The 22,127-nt window shown below is 46.8% G+C and carries 15 protein-coding genes; all 15 read right to left on the bottom strand.

From position 1 onward, the window contains the following. Positions 1 to 4: 4 nt before the first annotated feature. Positions 5 to 1,453 (bottom strand): alpha-L-fucosidase, encoded by a 1,449-nt coding sequence (locus LLW17_RS14490; RefSeq protein WP_228231009.1) that lies wholly within the window; start codon positions 1,451 to 1,453, stop codon positions 5 to 7. A 10-nt stretch (positions 1,454 to 1,463) separates the two neighbouring features. After that, positions 1,464 to 3,896, bottom strand: a complete 2,433-nt coding sequence (locus tag LLW17_RS14485) for a glycoside hydrolase family 3 N-terminal domain-containing protein (RefSeq protein WP_228231008.1) — start codon at positions 3,894 to 3,896, stop codon at positions 1,464 to 1,466. A 167-nt stretch (positions 3,897 to 4,063) separates the two neighbouring features. Continuing rightward, positions 4,064 to 4,588, bottom strand: a complete 525-nt coding sequence (locus LLW17_RS14480; RefSeq protein WP_228231007.1) for a hypothetical protein — start codon at positions 4,586 to 4,588, stop codon at positions 4,064 to 4,066. A 3-nt stretch (positions 4,589 to 4,591) separates the two neighbouring features. After that, positions 4,592 to 5,239, bottom strand: a complete 648-nt coding sequence (locus LLW17_RS14475; protein WP_228231006.1) for a TIGR02117 family protein — start codon at positions 5,237 to 5,239, stop codon at positions 4,592 to 4,594. Positions 5,240 to 5,249: 10 nt separating this feature from the next. Further along, positions 5,250 to 5,606 (bottom strand): helix-turn-helix domain-containing protein, encoded by a 357-nt coding sequence (locus LLW17_RS14470; RefSeq protein ID WP_099646820.1) that lies wholly within the window; start codon positions 5,604 to 5,606, stop codon positions 5,250 to 5,252. Positions 5,607 to 5,608: 2 nt separating this feature from the next. Next, entirely contained in the window at positions 5,609 to 5,902 is a 294-nt protein-coding gene (locus LLW17_RS14465; RefSeq protein ID WP_228231005.1) for a type II toxin-antitoxin system HigB family toxin, read from the bottom strand. A 117-nt stretch (positions 5,903 to 6,019) separates the two neighbouring features. Continuing rightward, complete coding sequence (locus tag LLW17_RS14460) at positions 6,020 to 7,840, bottom strand: sodium:solute symporter family protein (RefSeq protein WP_228231004.1); 1,821 nt, start codon at positions 7,838 to 7,840, stop codon at positions 6,020 to 6,022. A gap of 58 nt (positions 7,841 to 7,898) precedes the next feature. Continuing rightward, a complete protein-coding gene (gene nagB / locus LLW17_RS14455) occupies positions 7,899 to 9,830 on the bottom strand; it encodes a glucosamine-6-phosphate deaminase (RefSeq protein WP_228231003.1) in 1,932 nt (643 codons plus the stop codon). Positions 9,831 to 10,024: 194 nt separating this feature from the next. After that, the gene (locus LLW17_RS14450; RefSeq protein ID WP_228231002.1) at positions 10,025 to 12,289 is read right to left on the bottom strand and encodes a GH92 family glycosyl hydrolase; all 2,265 of its coding nucleotides are present in this window, start codon (positions 12,287 to 12,289) and stop codon (positions 10,025 to 10,027) included. A 50-nt stretch (positions 12,290 to 12,339) separates the two neighbouring features. After that, the gene (locus LLW17_RS14445; RefSeq protein WP_228231001.1) at positions 12,340 to 14,664 is read right to left on the bottom strand and encodes a glycoside hydrolase family 20 protein; all 2,325 of its coding nucleotides are present in this window, start codon (positions 14,662 to 14,664) and stop codon (positions 12,340 to 12,342) included. Positions 14,665 to 14,669: 5 nt separating this feature from the next. Then, complete coding sequence (locus LLW17_RS14440) at positions 14,670 to 15,779, bottom strand: glycoside hydrolase family protein (protein ID WP_228231000.1); 1,110 nt, start codon at positions 15,777 to 15,779, stop codon at positions 14,670 to 14,672. Positions 15,780 to 15,811: 32 nt separating this feature from the next. Then, complete coding sequence (locus tag LLW17_RS14435) at positions 15,812 to 16,873, bottom strand: carbohydrate-binding family 9-like protein (RefSeq protein ID WP_228230999.1); 1,062 nt, start codon at positions 16,871 to 16,873, stop codon at positions 15,812 to 15,814. Beyond that, on the bottom strand, positions 16,874 to 17,845 hold the full coding sequence (locus LLW17_RS14430) for a glycoside hydrolase family 130 protein (RefSeq protein ID WP_228230998.1): 972 nt from the start codon (positions 17,843 to 17,845) through the stop codon (positions 16,874 to 16,876). It lies immediately after the preceding gene. 19 nt (positions 17,846 to 17,864) lie between these two features. Next, entirely contained in the window at positions 17,865 to 19,739 is a 1,875-nt protein-coding gene (locus LLW17_RS14425) for a sodium:solute symporter family protein (protein ID WP_228230997.1), read from the bottom strand. A gap of 1 nt (position 19,740) precedes the next feature. After that, positions 19,741 to 22,029, bottom strand: a complete 2,289-nt coding sequence (locus LLW17_RS14420; protein WP_434084788.1) for a GH92 family glycosyl hydrolase — start codon at positions 22,027 to 22,029, stop codon at positions 19,741 to 19,743. Positions 22,030 to 22,127: the final 98 nt, after the last annotated feature.

Raw genomic sequence — 22,127 nt, 5'->3', positions numbered from 1 at the left:
AGCTTTAATTTTTAAATGAAAATGCTAAAGCGGCTTTAGCGCTTTTTCGCACTTCGGAAGGTATCTGAACGCTAACGGTAGTTCCGTTTAGGGTATAGCTTAACTTTTGACCCGTACTTACCAATCGCAAGGTGCTTCCCTTCTTCGGAAGCTTACCGGACCAACTGATTGATTTAGGCACTTCTTTTCCGGTTTCAAGCAGGCTAATCGCGAAGGTTTCTTTATCATTGGCCGTAAACCAGGTGTTGTTATCCTGATAGGTATCAATCGCGTGTGTGCCGTAGATGGCTTCTGCATTTTGATCAAGCCAGTCGCCTATTTCGGCCAAAATAGGAAGCGCATCGGGAGGAAGCAAACCATCGGGTTGGGGACCAACGCCCAGCAGCATATTTCCGCCTTTGGCGACCACTTCAACTAAGCTGTGAATGACTTCTGCCGAAGTTTTAAAATTATCATTTGGCACATAGCCCCAGTTGTTACCCAGTGTCATGCAGGTCTCCCAGGGATGATCGAGTTTGGTATCGGGAATTTTACGCTCGGGGGTCTGGTAATTTTCATAGGGACCGTGAACGGTGCGATCGGCAAAAATGATTCCCGGCTGGGCCTCGCGGGCCATTGCTGCGATGCGGGGCATGTTTACTTCCTGACCAAACTCAGGAATCGGTGCTCCCCAGGCACGCACTTCGTCGGTTACGGTTTCGCGTGGGCGCACCCAGCCGCCGTCTAACCACAAAATATCAATAGCCCCGTAATCATGCATCAGTTCGCTGATCTGATTGTAGGTGAAATCCTGATAGCTCTTCCATTTTTCGGGGTATTTGCGAATGTCGTAGTTCACATTTCGGTCTGGCGTAGCGTATTTATCCCACCAGAAGTCCTGATTGTGCCAGTCGGGCTTTGAATAATAAGCCCCAATCATAAAATCCCTATTGCGGAAGGCTTCAAACACATACTTGGCCACATTGGCTTTGGGATGGTTTTTAAAGGGTCCGTTGGTGATTTTATAGTCGGTTTGCTGCGTGTCAAACATATTAAAACCATCGTGATGTTTGGTGGTAAACACCACGTACTTCATCCCGGCATCTGCGGCAGCTTCCGCCCAACTGTCGGGATCAAAATTGACCGGGTTAAAAACCGAACTCAAATTCCAGTACCATTTTTTATAGTCGTTATACGAAATCCCTTCGGGCCGCTCCAGCCAGGGCTCCGAGCACAATTGCCAGGATTCAATAATTCCGGGAACCGCATAAACACCCCAATGAATGAGCATCCCAAACTTTTGATCGCCCCAGGTTTTCAGCTTTTGCTGAACCAAAGGATCTGTAGGTGCCACATAGACTTCAGACTGCTCGTGCAGGTTGCCGCCCTGAGCAAAAAGGGCCGTGCTGCCGGTTAGGGTGCCGTACAGCACAGTCCAAAGTATAAACCTATTTAGGGGTAAAAGGGTTTTCATGAATTCGTTTTTAGTTTTTTATAGGTATCGTTTCAGTAAGCGTCAGCTTATCGGTTAACCGGATGTCCTGTGAAGATGCACCAAGCTGTATTTCAAAGCTTCCGGCTTCGGCTACAAAATCCATATCTACATTATAGAGCGCTAAATCTTCAGGCGTAATTTGAAAGGAAAGTGTTTTGCTTTCGCCTTTGGCTAAATGAATACGCTTAAAGCCGCGTAATTGCTTAACCGGCGTCACCACACTGCTCACCTCATCGCGCAGGTAGAGCTGCACCACCTCATCCCCGTCATGATCACCCGTATTTTTTACAGTAACCGAAACATCAAATGCAGTGTCCTTTCCGTTTCCGCTTTGCGAAATAGTCAAACCTGAATACTCAAATTGCGTATAGCTCAGACCATGACCAAAGGTATAAAGCGCACCGGCCGACTCTTCTACATAATCGCGGCGTTTGGGCCACCAGTGGTTGTAATAAACCGGCGTTTGGCCTACCGATCTCGGGATGGAAATGGGTAAACGACCCGCCGGATTATAATCACCAATCAAAACCTCTGCCAGCGCATGGCCGCCCTGTGAACCCGGGTACCAGGCGTCCAGAATAGCAGGAATGTGTTTGGCAGGCCAGTTGATTAATAAAGGTCTGCCGGTAATCAACACTAATACGGTTGGGGTGCCGGTTGCGGCTACAGCCTGCAGGAGTTCGAGCTGTTTTCCCATCAGGTCAAGGGTAGAACGGTCGTAACCCTCCCCGCTTTCCATATCGCTTAAAAGTTCATCTTCTTTGGAAGAAACGCTTGCAGCACCGGTCTGCAGGTATTCGGTTTTAAAGTCACGGGCGCTGGAACCTCCGAGTACCACGATTGCTACTTCGGCTTCTTTTGCCGCTGCTATTGCCGCAGGAATATCGGTCTGGGTGGTATCGCGGATGGCAGTCCCTTTTATATAAGTTACTTCGGCATTTGGCCATTTTGCCCGAATACCTTCAAGTGGCGTGATGATATACTCAGGATCCTGAGGTGCTGTGTAATCCCCCAATTGATTGTACATCGTATCGGCGTTTGGCCCGATCACTGCAATTTTTTTTAGCTCTTTGGAAAGCGGAAGCAGATTGCCTTCATTTTTGAGCAGGGTGATGCCTTCAAGTGCTACTTCTTTGGCCAGGGCACTGTGTTGCGGGTTGCGCACCACTTTCGCCGGAAGCTTTTCATCTACATAAGGATTTTCAAAAAGCCCCATTTTAAACTTCAGCCGAAGTACGTTTTTAACCGCTTCATCTAATCTGTCCTCACTGACGTCACCCGCCTTAAAGGCTGAAAATAATGCGTCGTCAAAACCGTTTCCGCCCAGGTCAACATCTACACCGGCATTCATCGCAAGGGCCGCAGCCTCTTCTAAAGTCGCGGCTGCGTGATGGTCGTTCTTTATACCTTCTATACTCCCCAGATCGGAAACCACAAAACCTTTAAAACCCCATTGCTCCCGAAGCAATCCGGTAAGCAGTTTTTTATGAGCCGTACTGGGAATCCCGTCTACCGAACTGTAGGCAGTCATAACCGACAGGGCACCGTTGTCAATCGCCTTTTTAAAGGGATACATATACGCCTGCATGAGTTCGCGCTCCCCCACGTGAACCGCGCCGCCGTTGTGTCCGCCCTCAGAGACGCCGTAAGCTGCAAAATGCTTTAAGGTCGAAATAACCCGGTCTTTTTGATCGATGCCTGATCCCTGAAATCCTTTAATAAGGCCCAAACCCATTTCTGCAATGAGATAGGGATCTTCCCCAAAGGTTTCCTCTACTCGTGACCAGCGCGGCTCGCGTGCCAAATCGAGGATGGGTCCGTAGCCGATGTGCGCTCCCTGAGCGCGTAATTCCGCCGCGATGGCAGCGCCCATTTTTTGATTGAGATCGGGGTTAAAAGTGCTGGCCTGAGCGATAGCTGCGGGGAATTCGGTTGTGCCAATGGCCATATGCCCGTGCATGGCTTCTTCGGCTAAGAATAAGGGGATGCCCAGCCTGCTTTCCTCAACAGCAATCTTTTGGATGGCATTTGTAGCCTTTGCAGCCAATTGCGGATTGAGGCCGGTTTGTAATGTTTTTTGAGTCCAGGGATCGGCGCGCAAGGTGCCCCAGAGCGCTCCGATGTTTTGCGTAGCTACTGCGGTTTTGAGCGCTTCGCTGGCCACTACCCCATTTTTGGTTTTGGTATACATAGGCCAACCCAGCAAGGTTGAAAGCTGACCTACTTTTTCTTCGGGAGTCATACGCTTGAGGAGATCGTCAACGCGCTGTTCTATGGAAAGACCCGGATTTTTATAAGCGGCATGAGGCGGAATTTTACCCTGCGCACGAACTGACAAAATCCCCGAAAGGATAAAACTCAGCACGAGGCAGCTGCATTTAGCAAAACCGGAATACGATGTCTTTTGTGTAGCTTTTTGCATAAAATGGTATCAGGTATTCAAGCTTTGGGTGTAAATACCACTAATTTATTCTTTAAAGCTAAAAGAAGTGCGGGTTTACCTGAAAAATAATCGCTGAATGACGGCTCTGCGTAGCTTAGTGACGCCAAGGTGTTAGGAGTTCTTTATGAAATCAGAATGCTCAAGCCTTAATTGTGCCTGGATTCTTTACCTGTAAAACGCAATAACACCGAATCCTTTTGGCTTTGCCCAAAAAGCCTACCGGTTTTAAATGCCGTCAGTACCAAAAGAATTACCAAAGCCAACTGAATACTTATAAGAATCCAAAAAACAACATTCCATACATTGCCTTGAGTTGTTACTATTCCTTCAGTTGAAGAATGATAACCGGAAGAAGTACTCTCCCAAAGCCTAAAGAGACAAATTAAAAAGGTAAAGATTAGTATTAAGGCCATGGTAGATACAATCAAGATCAAATTTGCAATCTTATTTCTGAACTTCTGTAGTAAAACCCGAAACAGGTAAATACTAAAAATGATAAATACGATATAAACACAAATTGCAGGAAGAGTTGGAATTATAAAGTATGTATCGTGAATATTGACATCTATTTGAGACTCGGGGTGCAATGCTTCCCAGCCTATACTATACATAGGTAAAACCAGTAAAGACACAATTAGCATCAGCAAAAAAATCAACTCTTTACCCTTCATATTCTAATCATATTTCCCCATCAACCCAAAATCAAAAGGTGTCCATAAACAGGCTTTTAAACCACTTTCTTTAAATGCCGTATTTACCCAGGTATTGCAGGTTTTAATACACGAATAACTCCCGTTAGCCTTATAAAAATCATCGCGGGAACCATAGCCGGCATCCTTCAACATTTCCTTATTACCATTGGCATCCGGTTTGAAGCTGTTTACCAGATAGGTGTTGATTTTTTCTAATTCTTCCACACTCAGACGCACTTCTAACCAGTCCTCCTGCTTGTTGCGGTAACGGGTTAAATGCATCAGCGTGGTACTTTCTAAAAACAAGGCTCTAAAGGCATTTGCAAAAGTCAGATCTCCCCAGGTAGGCGTATTGATGTAGAAATTTTCATCTCCCCAGCCAAAAGACATATAGGCGTCTGCATCAGTCCTTTTCAAATCTTTACTCAAATCGGCAGTCATAGCCGCTCTGGGCAGAACAATATCTAAATGCACCCCATTGGTTTTGAGATAGATTACCTGATCTGCGGGTTGATCTTTAGCCTCGCGTGGAACGGTTATCGCTGTCAGAACCAAAGAAACAACCAGATAACCTACCGGGATCAACAGGACATAGAATAGAAATCTGAGCAGTTTGCGAAACAGTTTCATTTTTTATATTTCAATATTCCTGAACCAGAACTTCGGTAGGAATGTGAAGCTTTATGTTGAGTTTTCTGATCATATCGAGAGTTAGCTTTCGCTTTTTATTCAGTATCTCGCTCACCCTGCTTTCAAAACCTACTATTTCGGCTAAATCCCTCTGTTTCAAACCCATTTGTTCCATTCTGAATTTAATGGCTTCAATAGGATCTGGCATACCTATCGGAAAATTTTCACTTTCGTACTGCTCAATTAAAATCGAACGAATTTCAAGTTCATCTCCCTCTTCAGTACCTTTTTTGGCATCAAAAATGTCTTCTAGGCGTTCTAGCGCATCCTGATAATCCTGTTCATTTCGTATAGGTGTTATTTTCATGATCAAATGGTATTTGCATCTATTTTGTCATATTCTGCGTGTGTGCCCATAAAGCGAATCCAGCAAATCTGAAACTCAAAATTAATTTTTACAATAAGGCAGTATTTATTGCCCTTGATGTTGAAAACAATTCGATTTTCCCGAAGAACACTGGCTGTTGGATATTCATCCTTAAGCGCGTGGATGGTTTCAAAAGACGACCGCTCCAATTCCCGATACCAGGATTTTAGCTGCTCTTCACAGTCGGAATGCTTTATCCAAAAATCCCGTAATGTTCGCTTTGCAATAACTCTCACTTTAGACCAGGGTTTTACCAAAGATATCAAAACTTACCAAATTGGTAACTATCCGTTTAAAACAAAAAAAACGCCCCGAATTAACGGGACGCCTTTTCACCAGAAACAATTAAAAACTCAAAAAACTCGCGTTTTTATACGCTGCCATAGTTTTACCAGAACTACAGTTGCGATCAGCGTGAGTACGGTTAAAATACCGGCCTGGGTATAGAACCCGTAAATCCAGTATCCGGTGCTAAAGAGCGCACCATATATGGTAATACAACCCACTAAAGTAGCCAGTATCCCTGCGGGTACAGACCATTTTTGGGTTTTAGTAACTAAATTTTTTCCCTGCAACTGTGCTTCCGCAAGTATGCGCTCCCAGCCGGGACCACCGGGTTGGGTGCGTTTGTAAAAGTCGAAAAGCGTGCGTTCGGTTTCAGGCGGGGTCAAGAAGGTAACACTGAGCCATACAATAGTGGTTAGCAATACAATCATTGGATAGGTTGACCAAAAGGGCAAAATACCGTCTGCTTCGGCTGTGCCAAAAAGCACCACTCCCAATGAGGTAAAATTGAACAGAATGGAAATGATTCCTGAAGAGAACATAGCCGAGATTTCACTCCAGGCATTAATACGCCACCAAAACCAACGCAAAATAAAAATGAGTCCGGTACCCGCGCCAAACATCAATATGATATTGAATAACTGGTAGGCATTGGTAAGGATTAAAGCCAAAGCCGAGCTGATGATCATCAGCAGTACAGTTGAAATACGACCGGCATTAACCAGTTCCTTTTGAGATGCTTCGGGTTTGATGTAGCGTGCGTAAAAGTCATTAACTACATACGAAGATCCCCAGTTTAAGTGGGTTGAAATCGTAGACATATAGGCGGCGATCAACGAAGCCATGACCAGACCCAAAAGACCCGCAGGCAGTTTGGTCAACATTGCCGAATACGCCAAATCATCGCCCAGCTTACTTTCTACAATATTGGGAAAAGCCTCGTGAATACTGGCGATATCCGGATAAATAATCAATGATGAAAGCGCTACCAAAATCCACGGCCAGGGACGCAAAGCATAATGCAGGGCATTAAAGAAAAAAGTAGCTCCTATGGCGTGATTTTCATCTTTGGCCGCAAGCATACGCTGAGCGATATAGCCCCCGCCACCGGGTTCAGCACCGGGATACCAGGCGCTCCACCATTGCACCGCAAGCGGAATGATAAGCAGGGTAACCAGGGTCGCTGTATCATTAAAATCGGGCATGATGTTGATCTTATCTATGACTTCGGCGTGGCTCAGGAGTCCGCTCATACCGCCCACTTCAGGCAGGTTAACGCAATACCAGGCTGCTCCTATACCTCCGGCCATTGCTGCAAAAAAGAGAATAAAATCGGTGTACACAACACCTTTAAAACCACCCACGGTGCTGAAAATAACCGTTACCAGACCCGCGTAACCTATGGTTTCCAACGGACTCAACCCCAACATAATCTGACCGATTTTAATCGCTGCCAGAGTTACCGCACTCATCGCAAGCACGTTAAAGATCACACCCAGATACACGGCACGAAAACCGCGTAAAAAACGGGCCGGCTTTCCGCCGTAGCGCAACTCGTAAAACTCGATATCGGTGGTCACTTCAGACTTGCGCCAAAGCTTGGCATACACAAAAACAGTAAGCAAACCGGTAATCAAAAAGGCCCACCAGACCCAGTTGCCGCTTACTCCCTGATTCCGTACAATATCGGTTACCAGGTTAGGCGTATCGGTTGAAAAGGTTGTGGCCACCATCGAAATACCCAAAAGCCACCAGGGCATATTTCGGCCTGATAAAAAATATTCGGCAGAACTTTTGCCTGATTTTTTGGCAACCATTAATCCTATAATCAGGGTGATTGCAAAAAAGCCAATGATAATGGCATAATCGAGGTTTTCAAGAACTACCATGCTTTATTCTTATTTTTATTACAATTACTATTTAAGGGTAGAAAGGTACTTTTATTTTTTAAAAGTGATAGCGCATAAAGGCTTCCATCGCTGCATATTCTGCCAGACCCAGGGCCCGGTATTTCTGAGCGGTTTCTTTGTTTCGGTCTTCTGCACGCACCCAAAACTCGCGTAAATCTTCTCCCTGAAACATCACGCCGTCTTTTTGAGACTGATGGTAGAAAATAGCCTGACGCTTTTTAAGCACCTGGTCCGGACTCATAGGCACGGCCATCTCGATCTCGTGCATTTCAAACTCGTGCCAGGCGCCGCGGTATAACCAGACCCAGCAATCGTTCATATAGGCTTCGCTCTTTAATTGAGCAAGCGATTCAAAAATGATATTAAGGCATACTTTGTGAGTCCCGTGCGGATCGGCAAGGTCCCCCGCAGCGTAGATCTGATGCGGCTTAACGCTGCTGATCAATTCGTTTACGATAGCTACATCTTCCTGAGACATCGGGTTTTTCTTGATCCCTCCGGTTTCGTAAAACGGAAGGTCTAAAAAGTGTACATGCTCATCGGGAACGCCTTCAAAACGCGTAGCTCCCAGAGATTCGCAGCGTCTGATCAAACCTTTTAGCTGACGCACCTCAAGCGGATCGACCTCGTTGCGTTGTTTATTTTTTATCTGATCTGCGATTTTACTGAAACGCTCGCAATCGTTGTTGCCCATAAGCGCTGCCACTTCAGCAAACTTCAAGGCTTCGGTATCGCTCACTGCGATATTTCCCGAAGTCTGATATGCGATATGTACCTCGTGCCCCTGCTCTACCAGGCGATCAAAAGTTCCACCCATTGAGATCACATCATCATCAGGATGCGGACTAAAGATAATCACACGTTTTCTCGCGGGCTCTGCACGCTCGGGACGCTTGGTATCGTCTGCCCCGGGTTTTCCACCGGGCCAGCCGGTGATGGTGTGCTGCAGCTTGTTAAACATTTCGATATTGAGGTTGTAGGCCGAACCTTGCAAGGCAAGCAGGTCTGACATCCCGTGGTCGTTATAATCCTTATCGGTAAGGCTTAAAATGGTCTTTCCGGTTTTTTCGCAAAGCCAAAACACCGCTTTGGCGGTTAATTCTTTAGTCCAGTCACAGGTACCTACAAGCCAGGGTGTTTTTACGCGGGTAAGTTCGGAAGCAGCAGCATCATCGAGTACAAAAGTCGTATTGTCGTGCTCCTGAAGATAGGTAGCAGGCACGGTTGAGGAGATTTCGCCCTCAATGGTTTCCTTTAAAATTTCGGCTTTATTTTGACCCCAGCCCAAAAGCACAATACGTTTAGCGCTCAAAACGGTATTGATACCCATCGTGATGGCCTTTTTTGGCACGTTAGAAAGACCTCTAAACGAACCGGCAGCATCGGCACGGGTTAAATAATCAAGCGTAATCATACGCGTACCCGAGTTGAAATGCGATCCCGGCTCATTGAAGCCAATGTGTCCCGTGCGGCCAATTCCCAAAAGCTGAAAATCAAGTCCGCCAACAGCTTTGATTTTGGCTTCGTAAGCGATGCAAAAAGGTTTTATTTCTTCCTGCGAAAGGGTACCATCGGGTATATTTACCTGATCTGCAGGTATGTCAATATGGTTAAACAGATGCTCGTGCATAAAGTAATGATAGCTCTGCACGTCTGATTTTTCCATCGGCCAGTACTCATCCAGGTTGAAGGTGATCACATTTTTAAAACTCAAACCCTCTTCACGATGCATACGCACGAGTTCGGCATACACATTAATGGGGGAAGAACCGGTAGCCAGACCCAAAACGCAGGGCTTACCGGAAGCTGCTTTGCTGCGGATCAAATCTGCGATCTCACGGGCAACTATTGCCGAAGCTTCGGTTGATTGCCCAAAACTGATGTTGTGAATCTTCTCAAAACGGGTCTCTTCAAATTTACCCGCCGGTTCGTATTTAATTAATGCTGAATCTTGTAAACCTGGTTTCATAGTGGTTGTTATCTTTTTTTTGAGCGTTCAAAATTCCCGGAAAAACCGTATTCAATTCCAAATATAATAAAATATGTAGTACATATTATTCGTTGCTAAGTTGAAATTCTTAAATTTTTTAAGGTTTCCAAAAAAGATTCGATAGACAACCGCTGCGGGAAGCTAAATGACATGAATGGCAGGTTTTGGCCAAATCACTTATAAATCACCTCGCCGGCTTCCACCCAGGTTTTATGATCTACATACGTATTACTTAATGACTTTCCGTCTAAACTAAACTTACCGGAAGCCTCTGACTTCCGCGATCTTTCGTTTTTGATTACCAGCTCATCGCGCTCGTAAAATTGAGGGTCGAGATGAATAATCACTTCCTCAAACCGCGGCTGCGTCAAGGTATAGCCGGGATCAGCCGGAGTCATCGGGTAAAAACCCATCATCGCATACACCAGCCAGGCGCTCATCGTGCCGGTATCGTCATTACCCGGTAATCCTGCCGGTTTATTCGTAAAATAAGCAGCTATGAGTTCGTCTACTTTTTTGCGGGTTTTGTATGCTTTACCCGGCAGGTAATTGTATAAAAACGGATAGGCGATATCGGGTTCGTTTGCCATATCAAACTGTCCCTGCTCAAAAAGCGCATCGAGTTTTGCTTCAAACTTGCGGTTACCTCCCATCAATTGAATCATTCCTTCAATATCCTGGGGTTGCATAAAGAGATATTGCCAGGCATTGCCCTCAATAAACCCGGGATTCTCTGTAAAATTAGCACCTGCCAAAGGATCAAAAGGTTTATACCAGCTGCCATCGGCCATCCTGGGTTGTAAAAAGCCTGATTTTTTATTGTACAATTTCTTATACGAAAGCGCCCGTTGATCAAAACGTTTGGCTGTTTTTTTATCTCCCAAAGCTTCCGCCAGACGGGCAATGGCATAATCGGCGATGTTGTATTCCTGAGTGGTAGATACGGGGCCTTTAATGTGCGAATCGTAACTCACATAACCCAGATCGATATATTCCCCGATGCCGGGTCGCACCGGATTGGCCTCACGGGTATCTGCACTTTTGAGCATGGCTTTATAGGCCTTTTGCACGTCAAAACCGGTGATGCCGCGCAGATAAGTATCGGCCAGCACAACGGCCGCAGGATCGCCTACCATTGTAAACGTCTCGGTCGCGTTGAGCTCCCACTTGGGTAACCAGCCGTTTTCGTCATAAATAGCAAGCATGGAATTCACCATATCCAGTTGTTCCTGAGGATAAAGCAAACTCATCAACTGATGGTAATTGCGATAGGTGTCCCACAGCGAAAATACGGTATAGCGGGTTCCATTTGTATGTTTGGTCTTGCGGGTATTCATCTCGGGGTATTCACCATTAGCATCATTTAAAATGCTGGGTGCGATCTGGGTATGATATAAAGCCGTGTAAAAAATAGTCTTATCATCCCGATCATCTCCCGTAACCTCAACCACGCCCAGTTTATCATTCCAGGCTTTTTTGGTTTCGGCATAAACCGCATCAAACTCTGATGCCCCAACCTCTTTATCCAAATTCTCCCGGGCGTTGGCAATACTCACATACGAGATCCCCACTTTAAGCGTAACCTGCGTGGCTTCTTTAAAATCATACTTAAAATACGCACCAATACTGTCACCCACGACTTCTTTCATAAATTGTTCCTTCAGTCGGGTTTTGCCGTTATAGGTCATCCACTGGGCTTCAACTCCTTTATAAGTCGCGGGTTTATCCCAGATCCCGAAATTTTCCGGAGCTTCAGAAACACGGGCCACGAAATAGATGGGATAAGCGCTTTCGGCATTGTTATAGCAAAACGAACCTACCATACGCGAGCCTTCCACTTCGGTGGGCGAATTGAATTTCAGCACCGCCCCGTGCTCGTTGGTAAGGCCCAGTCCCAGATTGAGGAGCAAATTGGCCTTCCCTGCCGGAAAGTGATAACGGCTTATGCCCACACGGGTACTGGCCGTCAATTCGGTTTTGATGCCGTTATCGAGTTCGACCGAATAATAACCCGGCCTGGCGATCTCGTTTTTATAGGTCGTTCCATACTTTAAGTGATCGGTTTCCAGCGCGCCGGAGGTTGGCATACTTAAGATCACGCCCAGGTCGGGGCAACCCACGCCACTCATATTGACATGGCTAAAACCGGTTAAAAAACGATTTTCATACACATACGGATTGGACAACCAGCGACTGTCCTTTTCCAAATCGGTATCGCCTCCTGCCACGTTAAATGGCGAAACACTGGCCATACCACGCGGGGCAATAGCTCCCGGATGGGTGGCTCCAAAATTTGAAGTCCCGATAAACGGATTTACATATTGGGTAAAGTCCTGTTGCGCATTCGCGAAAAGACCACAGGTTAATCCCAATACACAACTCAGTATGTGTTTAAAGTTGAGCGGAATACTGAAGGATAAAAAAGTTGAAAATCGCATGATTTAAAAATTGTGCTCCTGTCTGGTTTGAAGAGCCTGTTTAAAGTAATCTACTTTACTAAAACTTCGTCGATAAACATCCACACGCCGTTAAGCTTTGACGAACTATAAGGCGATACACTTACCTTAACATAACGCGCTTTCTGATTCTGAATCGGTACGACAAAGGTTTCTAAACTCGAACTGCCGTTTGCCTTAAATGCGCGTTCAAAAGTTCCTGCGGGTTTGAAGGTTTTACCGTCCTCAGATACCGCCACCGCCACAGCGACCGGAAAATAAATACCCGCGCCCTGATTCTCCAGCGTACCCAATTGCACTTCCTCAATCTCCTGAAGGCTGCCTAAATCGAACTGCAGCTCCACCGGTGTATTGAGCCAGCCCAGCCATTGGCCGTCGTGAAAATTCTTAGACCCCCGCAATACGTTTACCAAAGTGGCCGCGCCTTTACCGCTATAAGCCTCTTGCGACTTCGGATTAATTTTGGCAACTGTACCTGCTGCTTTATGAAAATCAAAGCTTTTGTCTAAAATACGCCCTGCAGGCTTTCCGGCTTCGAAAACCGCAGCTTTAATTTGGGTTGTCGTATCAATCTGTAAAGCTTCGGTGAAAAGTTCAGATTCTGCATCAAGGGTATGGCCATTTAGCGCATAACGAATTTCGGCATCGGGCATTTCGGTCTTTAAAGCGATACGGATTCCGTTTGAGAGGCTATCCTGTTCGGCTTTCACTTCTACATTATAAACGCTGCGCGAATAGGCGATATCCAAAGCCTCGAGTCTGGGCATAAAACGCTTGAGCCTTTGCGTATAGTCTTCCCAGTCGCGCTGTTCGCTCCCGGACCAAAGCACCTCTGCCAAAGCCGTAAGCCTCGGAAAAAGCATATACTCTGACTCCTGAGGCGTGGTGATGTATTCAGACCATAAATTGGCCTGCGCACCCAGCACGTGACCGCGTTGCGCGGTGCTCATACTGTCTATCACCGGGTTAAAAGCATACACCTGCTCCAGCGTATTTACCGCATCGAAAGCCAGTGGTTCCACATCAGGATTACCCTGATAAAAATTGAAATACATGGGGTTTTCGGGCGTCATAATCACATCGTGACCCTGGGCGGAAGCTTCCCAACCGCCTTTGGTACCGCGCCAGCTCATCACTGTGGCGGAAGGAGGCAATCCTCCTTCGAGAATTTCGTCCCAGCCGATTAAGACTTTGCCCTTTTTCTCCAGAAATTGCCCGATGCGTTTCATAAAATAACTCTGAAGTGCTTCGGTATCCTCAAGGCCTTCTTCGGCGATACGCCGCTGGCAATCTGGGCAGGTTTCCCAGTTGGTTTTAGTAGCCTCGTCGCCCCCCACGTGCATGTATTTGGAAGGAAAAAGCGGTATAATTTCGTTCAGAACGTTTTCGAGAAACTCAAAAGTCGTTTCCTTGCCCGGGCAGTAAATCTGGGTGATGGGCCACACACCCCCGCTGGGCACCGCGATGGGTTCCTGTGTGCAGGATAAAAACGGATAGGATGCAATCGCGCTCATCACGTGTGCAGGCATCTCAATCTCGGGAACCACCTGTATGCCGCGATCCTGAGCGTAGGCCACGATCTTTTTGATATCTTCCTGAGTATAAAAACCCCCGTAAGTACCGGTTGCATCGGGGTCATTCGTGGCACGGGCGTTCCAGTGTTTATCTTCCTGATTTACGCGAAAAGCCCCCACTTCGGTGAGCTTCGGGTATTGTTTTACTTCAATGCGCCAGCCCTGATCGTCTACCAGATGCAGGTGCAGGGTGTTGAATTTGAGCAGCGCCAGCCGGTCAAGGGTTTTTAAAATGTATTCGGTTTCAAAAAAATGCCGGGAAACATCGAGCATGAGTCCGCGCCAGGCGTAGCGAGGGGCATCCTCAATACGCAGGTTGGGCACGCTAAGGGATGCGGCCCCGTTAGTTTCAAAACTCACCGGAAGCAGTTGCCGAAGGCTTTGCAAGGCATAGCCAAATCCCGCTTTTGCCGAAGCCTTGATCTCAATATAGTCTGAATGTACTTCGAGAATATAGGCTTCAGGCCCCAGATTTTGATCTGAACTGAAAAGGATATAATCTTCCTGAGGCGTTTGCAGCTGAAGCCTGAGCGGAAAATTTGCCGCATCGTGCATCTGCTCCCGGAAAAAGGCCACGGTAGCCGCCAGGCTGTCTGCCGCTACCAGCACCGTAGCTTCAGTAAACCGAAAACTACCTTCTTCAAGCTTAAGCTGTTTGGGTTTTGGAATCAGCGTTACCGCTTCAGGCTTAAACTGCTCTTCAGTCCCGTTGCCGCAACCCAGCAAGAGGCCAAGGCAAAGTACCGCAAAAAGTCTTGGTAGTCCCTGAATTCCTTTCCCCATAAATCTTAGTTTGCCGCTTTAATCACCGCGAGTTGTTCATCAGTTAGTGCATTTCCATCAAAGAAAGCCGCTCCCTTCGCCCCATTATCCTTCGCCAGTTGAATGGCTGTTGCCAGATCTTCCGCAGACATTTCGGGGACGTAAATCCCGGTGTGCAATTCGGTACCGGTACCTTCAAGGTCTTTTACGCCCTGCCCGGTCGCAAAGCCTATCCAGTCTATTTCTTCATTGTAAAAATTGTGGTAAATCATCGGCAGCACTACATCGATATCCCATTTATCCCAGCGTTGACGCACCATATGATCGGCCATCTCCGGGTATGGAAACACCGCTCCGGTTAAAATCTTTCCGTTATCGTGAGCTACTTTATAGGCATCGTCCACAACCGCCTTGATCTGATTGAGGCGAAATTGCTTCCACTCCATATCAATCGCGGTGTTTTCCATCTCCCGCGGATTTTTATGATGTATTTCTTCAAACTTCTCAACACAGGCATCGCAATAGCAAAAATCGTATTCGGGCAATTCGGTGTCCTGTACCAGATCGTATTTGGGCAATAAACCTATGGGCAGGAACACATCGGGATAGCGAATGTAGTCCAGGTGAAAACTGCTCACCCCTTCTACTTTGCTCAGTTTGTCTACCAGACTTAAAATGTGATTGCGCGAACCTTCCCGAGTGGGGCATAAAAACTGGTAATAATCTACATACGGCCTGTTATCAAAGGTTGATTTTCCATCGCGGCTTACCGCATACCATTCGGGGTGTTGCAAGGCAACCGTATCACCGGGGCGGTTCATGGTAAACATCCAGGCGTGCACTTCAAGACCCTGAGCCGTAGCCAAAGGCGTGAGACGTGCCAGCAATTCGGCATCGGCATTGGTATTGATCAAAACGGCGTCGAGACCGTTATCGCTGTATTTTTTAAATTCAGCCGTGTAAGATTCGTCAGTACGTTTAGCATCTGCCGTCATCCAGGTCCAGAATTTGAAATCAGCAGTTTCCGGCTCTGCTTCTTCGGTTTTAGCGGTCTTGCCCGCGGGATGAATATTATCGATGCATGAGGTGGCCGCCAGACTCAAAAGCAGCAAGCCAAGGATTAATTTAAGTTTCATAGAATTCTATTTTTAAGGTACCAGTTCTGGTTTTAATCGATTTTCAAATACTTACCATCTTCCCGGATGCTGTACGTGTAGCCGGTAAACGGACTTTCAACAAAGATGGTCCAGCCCATCTTGTGCGTATTGATTTCAGGTTTTACAATTTTCCCTTCAATCTCAAAACTTGCGGCATCTAAATCGTCCAGATCTTCTGCCCAGGCTTTGTGGGTATTGTAAAAGGTTTTTTGTTTGCGGTAGATTTCGTAGAGTTTCCAGCGGATTTGCTCATCAACCGGGATGCTGAAATTTTCGGTTTCGGTTAGCGGTTTTGAACTGAAATACACATAGCCCCAATGCTCGGGTTCGTGCATATTGATCACCCCTTGCGGAGACCACACCCAGTTGTATTCGGGCAGGTAGTTGCCCGATGCATCTTGAGCGCGGCTGTAGCGGTCTTCATTCAGCTCAAAATCCCAGTTTACCCGTGAGAAATTAATACGCCAAAACTGATCTGCAGGCAGGTCGTTTGAACCGCTGGTTTCCACCAGAACAGACCAGGGCATTGCAATTTCCACACTCCAGCCCGTATCGGTATCGGCGGGATCATTAAGCGTTCCGTTAATAGAAACCGCCGTTTGCAGGCCCTGAATATCCCAGCTGTCCAGCACCGGTGCCGACTCGCGATAGGGTTTTACCAACAATAAATCCCAGACGGTATTGAGCGCATTCATCTCAAACTCATAATAGTTATGCGTATCGCCATCGGGGTCTATAAAAATCTCAAAATCGTTGTTGTAAAAGATCACCGTGTCACGCTGTTTCAGCGTTGCCCAGATGTGGGGTTCGTTTAGCTCTGCGTAGAAATACAGATTCTCCTCATCCCAGAGCATTTTTACACGCGTCGCGTATTTGGGGATTTTTTCGCCTTCAATACCTATAAACGGCTGAGAAAAAGCGGCTTCCTTCCATTCCTGCTCGTCCGCCTTACCGTCAATAGTAAGTGGTGTTTCAACACGATGCGCCACATAACTGCGCGGCGGAATCTTTTGGGCGTAGCCCGAAAAAGCGAATGCGCAAAGAAGGGAAAGAAGGGCTTTTTGAATATCCATTTACAGGCTGTTTGTTTTTACAAAATCAATTATTTCGCTCAGCTTACCAAAAGCAATTGCTGTCACCGTATCGGCCGCGCCGTAATAGAGCGTCACTTTATCTTCTTCAACCGAGTGCAGCGTCGCGCATGGAAACACGACATTAGGCACATCGCCTGCCAGTTCGTAAGATTCTGCCGGCGCCAGTAAGTAAGGCTGACTGCGGTACAGGACCTTATCGGGACGGTCTTTATCCAGAATCGCAGCTCCCACCGAATAGCGGAAACCGTTGCAGGTGTTGATCACGCCATGGTAAAACAGCAACCAGCCTTCATCGGTTAAAATAGGTACGGGCCCCGCTCCTATTTTGGTGCACTGCCAGGCGCTTTGGGTAAACGGCGCCACTTTCATCACGCAGCGGTGCTCTCCCCAGTATTTCATATCGGGGCTGTAGCTAATGTAAATATCCCCAAATGGCGTATGCCCGTTGTCACTGGGACGGCTGAGCATCGCAAATTTACCGTCTATTTTCTGCGGAAGCAAAACCCCGTTGCGGTTGAACGGCAAAAAGGCATTTTCGCACTGAAAAAATTCTTTAAAATCGAAGGTGTACCCGATACCGATTGTCGGCCCGTGATAGCCGTTGCACCAGGTAATCCAATAGCGGTCTTCAATAAAACACACCCGCGGATCGTATTTATAATCAGACTCGATCATTTCGGTGTTTCCGGCGCCAAAAACGATGGGCTCGTGGTTGATTTCCCAGTTGATCCCGTCTTTGCTGAAACCCGCAAAAATATTCATCTGCACCGCTTTGTTATCGCAACGGAACACACCGGCATAGCCGTCTTCAAAAGGCACCACGGCCGAGTTGAAAATACTGTTGGAAGAAGGAATGGCATACCGGTCAATAATAGGGTTGGCATCGTAGCGCCACATCACATCGGTGTTGCCTTGCGGGCGGTCTTGCCAGGGAAATGGGGTTGTACTCATAGAATCGTATTTCTTTAAATTAGGTAGTTAGTTTTTTGACTTTATCAAGCCAGGTAAATTTTAAAATCAGGGTCGTTACACCGAAAATCAGGAGGCTCCAGGCCATTTTTTCGTAATCGCGCACCACCAGAAAAATAGGCAGTACGATCATACTCGATTGCCAAACAATCCCGATGAGACAGTTGAGCATATCGAGGCCAAAATCGGTGTTTTTTTGAATAGCTTCGTCCGCAGTTAACTGCTCCCGAACCGGTTTCCACCAGCCCCAGGGGTACACCGAAGTATAAAAACTTTTTAAAGTTGCTGCCGCCGTGGGTGGCGTGAGATAGGTTCCCAGAAACGCGCCCAGCAAGGAAAAGCCCAGAATTATAGGAAACAAATAAATAACAGGCACGTGGGCGTACCAGTATAAAAAGCTGCCCTCGACATAGGTTGAAGCGCCCTGATCAATCACATATTGCAGGGTGGCCACAATCAGCCCGCTAAGCATTCCCCAGAAATAGCCCCAACCGTTAAAGCGCCACCAGATCCACTTGAGGAAATTGGCTGCCACATAACCCCCGTACAGCGAACTCGTGATCCAGAGCGTGATGGAGTTGATGGAGTCTGCGAAAAAGCCCATAATGACCCCAAGAATTACCACTGCAAAAGAAGCCACATGACTGGCCTTTACGTAATGCCGGTCTGTTGCTACGGGTTTGAAGTATTTCTTATAAATATCGTTTACAATATAAGCAGGCCCTGCATTCACAAAAGCCGAAAAGGTTGACATAAATGCCGCAAGCAGACCCGCAAGCAGCAGGCCTTTAATCCCCACAGGTACGTGGTTGTTGATCACCTGCGGAAGGATCACCTCCAGGTCATTTCCCGAAATCTCACCGGCTTTAGCCAGTTCGGGAGCGATATAGATCAAGCCTAAAACCACAATGGCGGCGATAAGCAAATACCGGGGAATGAACAAAACCAGATTGGTAAAGCCGCTCATATAGGCCGCATCTTTTGCGGTGCGGGTTGAGAGGATGCGCTGCATATCGTAACTGGGCGTAGGCCCGGCGATGCTTGCAAAAAAGCCTTTAAAGAGGCTCATCCCCACAAAAGCACCAAACATTTTATAACCCTGTGTATCGATCAACCGGTTGAAGTTTTCATAGTCACCTGCCCAAAAACCGGTGAGTTCGCTGCCGAACACCACATTTTTCCATTCGGAAGGAATCAAGGCCTGAATTTCGGTATCGGTAAAGGCGAAAAAGGTATAGCCTGCTACCAGAATCCCGGCCAGCACCATGATCCCAAACTGCAATACTTCCGTAGAAACTACGGAGAACATTCCGCCTTTAATGGTGTAAATCGTGGTTAATAAAATGAGGATTAAGGCATAAACCTGTTCGGCATTGAGCAGCGTAAAATCACCAAATATCAAACTGGCGTCCCAGGGCAAAATCACGGTCATAAACTTACCGGCGCCTTCAAAGAAATAGGCGATAAAACCTACCGATGCCACCACGGCGAAAATCGCCACGATCAGGTGTGAGGCACGACCGGCCCTGTCGTCGCCGAAGCGCGAGAGAATCCATTCAGAACCTGTCATCACATTGGAGCGGCGTATCCAGACGGCCAGAAACATCATCACAAAAACCTGATTGAAGATGGGCCAGATCCACATAAACATAAAGCTTTTGACCCCGTATAAAAACAGAATGCCCACCATCCAGGCAGTGCCCGAAACGTCAAACATCCCCGAGCCGTTACTCAGCCCCAGATAATACCATTTTATGCTTTTTCCACCCAAAAAATAAGAGTCCAGACCTTTGGAAGCCTTTTTGGCTACATAAATCCCGATGCCTATGGTAAGCAACAGGTAAACCGCAATAATTACAACGTCTATTAACTCCATACTAATTGGCCTGCTTTACACCCCAGGTTTTATTGGGCTCTGCACCCATATTCAGTACGAGTTCTCCTCCTGCCAATAGTTGCTCGTGGGTAATGCCGGTTTGATTAAAAGGTTTTCCGTTTAGGGTAGCCGACTGAATGTAGAAATGGGATTCTGAAACCCCTTTAGCTTCTATGCTGAAACGTTTACCATTTGGTAGGGAAATAACCGATTTCTCAAAAACCGGACTGCCTATTTCATAAGCAGCACTGGCCGGATTGAAGGGATACAGGCCCATTGAACTCCATACATACCAGGCAGACATCTGGCCGGCATCTTCATTCCCGCTCAGACCGTTTGGCGTGGTGTTGTACTGGGTTTTTAAGATTTCGTGAACCCAGTATTGCGTAAGCCAGGGTTTCCCGGCGCGGTTAAACAGGTAAGCGATGTGATGACTGGGTTCATTACCGTGCGCATACTGGCCAATAAGTCCCGAGATGTCATTGGAAATATAATCCCCGGTGATTTCAGAACTTTCGGTAAACAGCTGTTGCAGCATTTCGTTAAAAGGCTCTTCCCCTCCGTGAAGTTTGATAAAATTAGCGGTATCGTGAAGTACAAACCAGGAGTGTTGCCAGGCGTTCCCTTCCGTATAATCAGTGTTGTCACGGTGTCTGCTGAATTTAGGATCGAAAGGCTCGTGCCAGTTTCCGGCAGCCGATTTCCCACGCATAAAGCCGGTTTCGGAGTCGTACAGTTTTTCGTAGGATTTAGAGCGGTTTAAGAAATACGCGTAATCCTGCTCGCGGCCTAAAGCTTTGGCCATTTGCGCCACACACCAGTCGTTGTAAGCATACTCGAGCGTAAAGGTAACCGACTCGTCTATTTTGTCATACGGAATATACCCATACTCCTTTAAAAACTGAAGTCCGCGCGCATCACGCATCTGGGTGTTTTTCATCGCTTCAAACGCTTTTTCGGCATCAAAACCTGTAATGCCTTTAAAATAAGCTTCGGTAATTACCGGAATCGCGTGGTTACCGGTCATCGTATTGGTCTCATTACCGTAGAGCGTCCACACCGGCAGGCTTTTATGTACTGAATAATACGCGAGCATCGAGTTGATGATATCGCTAACTTTTTCGGGTTCCAACAAAGTAAGCAACGGGTTTTCCGCTCGGAAGGTGTCCCAAAGCGACAAGGTTGAATAGGCTGTATAATCGGCTTTGACAATGCTGTCGTTTTCCAGACGGAATTCTCCTGTAACGTCTGAAAAAGTTACGGGAGCAATTTGCGTATGGTATAATGCCGAATAAAAAATCGTTTTTAAGGAGTCTACCGGAGTTTCCACCACTATTTTATTCAGTTGCTGGTTCCAGGCTTTTTTAGCTTCGGTCCTTGCCGTTTCAAAATCCAAATCGGTATCGGTTTCCAGATTGGCTTTGGCATTGGCAATGCTTACTGAAGAAACCGCAACTTTTACGGTCACGTCGCGGCTTCCGTCTATATCAAAAAAGAACTGACCCGCCGTGGTCTTTCCGGTAACTTTTCCGGCTTCCGATTTATGCTGATCTTTAAATAAGTTATAGCGGGCAATAGGCTTTGAGAATTCGGCCACAAAAAACACCTTTTGATTTTTCGCCCAACCCGTACTGTGCCGGTATCCGCTAATGGTCCTGGCGTCTTCTACTTCAATAGCAGTTTCAACCGGTGCATCCCAGTTGATGGCAAAACCCAGATCGAGCACCACCGAAGCTTCACCGGCACCCTCATAATTGTACTTCTGAAAAGCCGTGCGCTGCGTCGCAGTTAGACTCACCTTAACCTGCGGATCCTGCAAATAAACCATATAATAGCCCGGTTCTGCACTTTCGCGCTTATGCGAAAAACTGGAAGCATACGGCCGGTCCTGTGGATTTTCATAAGTGCCGGTCAAATCGAGTTCTTTCGCCGCAGGCATAAATAAAATATCGGCCAGATCGCCAATACCGGTTCCGGTTAAATGCAGATTGCTAAAACCCGAAATTAGAGAATCAGAATAATGATAGCCCGAGCACCAGTCCCAGCCGTTACGCCCGTTATCGGGGCTTACCTGCACCATCCCAAAAGGAACGGTTGCACCGGGATAGGTATGGCCGTGGCCGCCGGTGCCAATAAAGGGATCTGCGTAGCCCGTAAGCATACGTTCTTCTTGAACCTGAGGAGTAACCTCAGCCGGTTTTTCTTTTTTACAGGAAGAAAACACGGCAAGGCATCCTAAAAGGATAATTTTACAGCCGTGTTTTGCGTTAGGATTAAGCTTTGGGAGCATCATCTGTTAAGATTTTTAATAAATATGTGATATATTATCGCGGTTTTAATCTTTTATTAGACAAACAACAGTTTTGAAAAGCTAAACAGCCAAAAAGT

Source organism: Leeuwenhoekiella parthenopeia, assembly GCF_020782115.1.
Taxonomy (GTDB): domain Bacteria; phylum Bacteroidota; class Bacteroidia; order Flavobacteriales; family Flavobacteriaceae; genus Leeuwenhoekiella; species Leeuwenhoekiella parthenopeia.
Note: the sequence above shows the minus strand (reverse complement) of the source record. Positions and strands in the feature narration are given on the sequence as shown.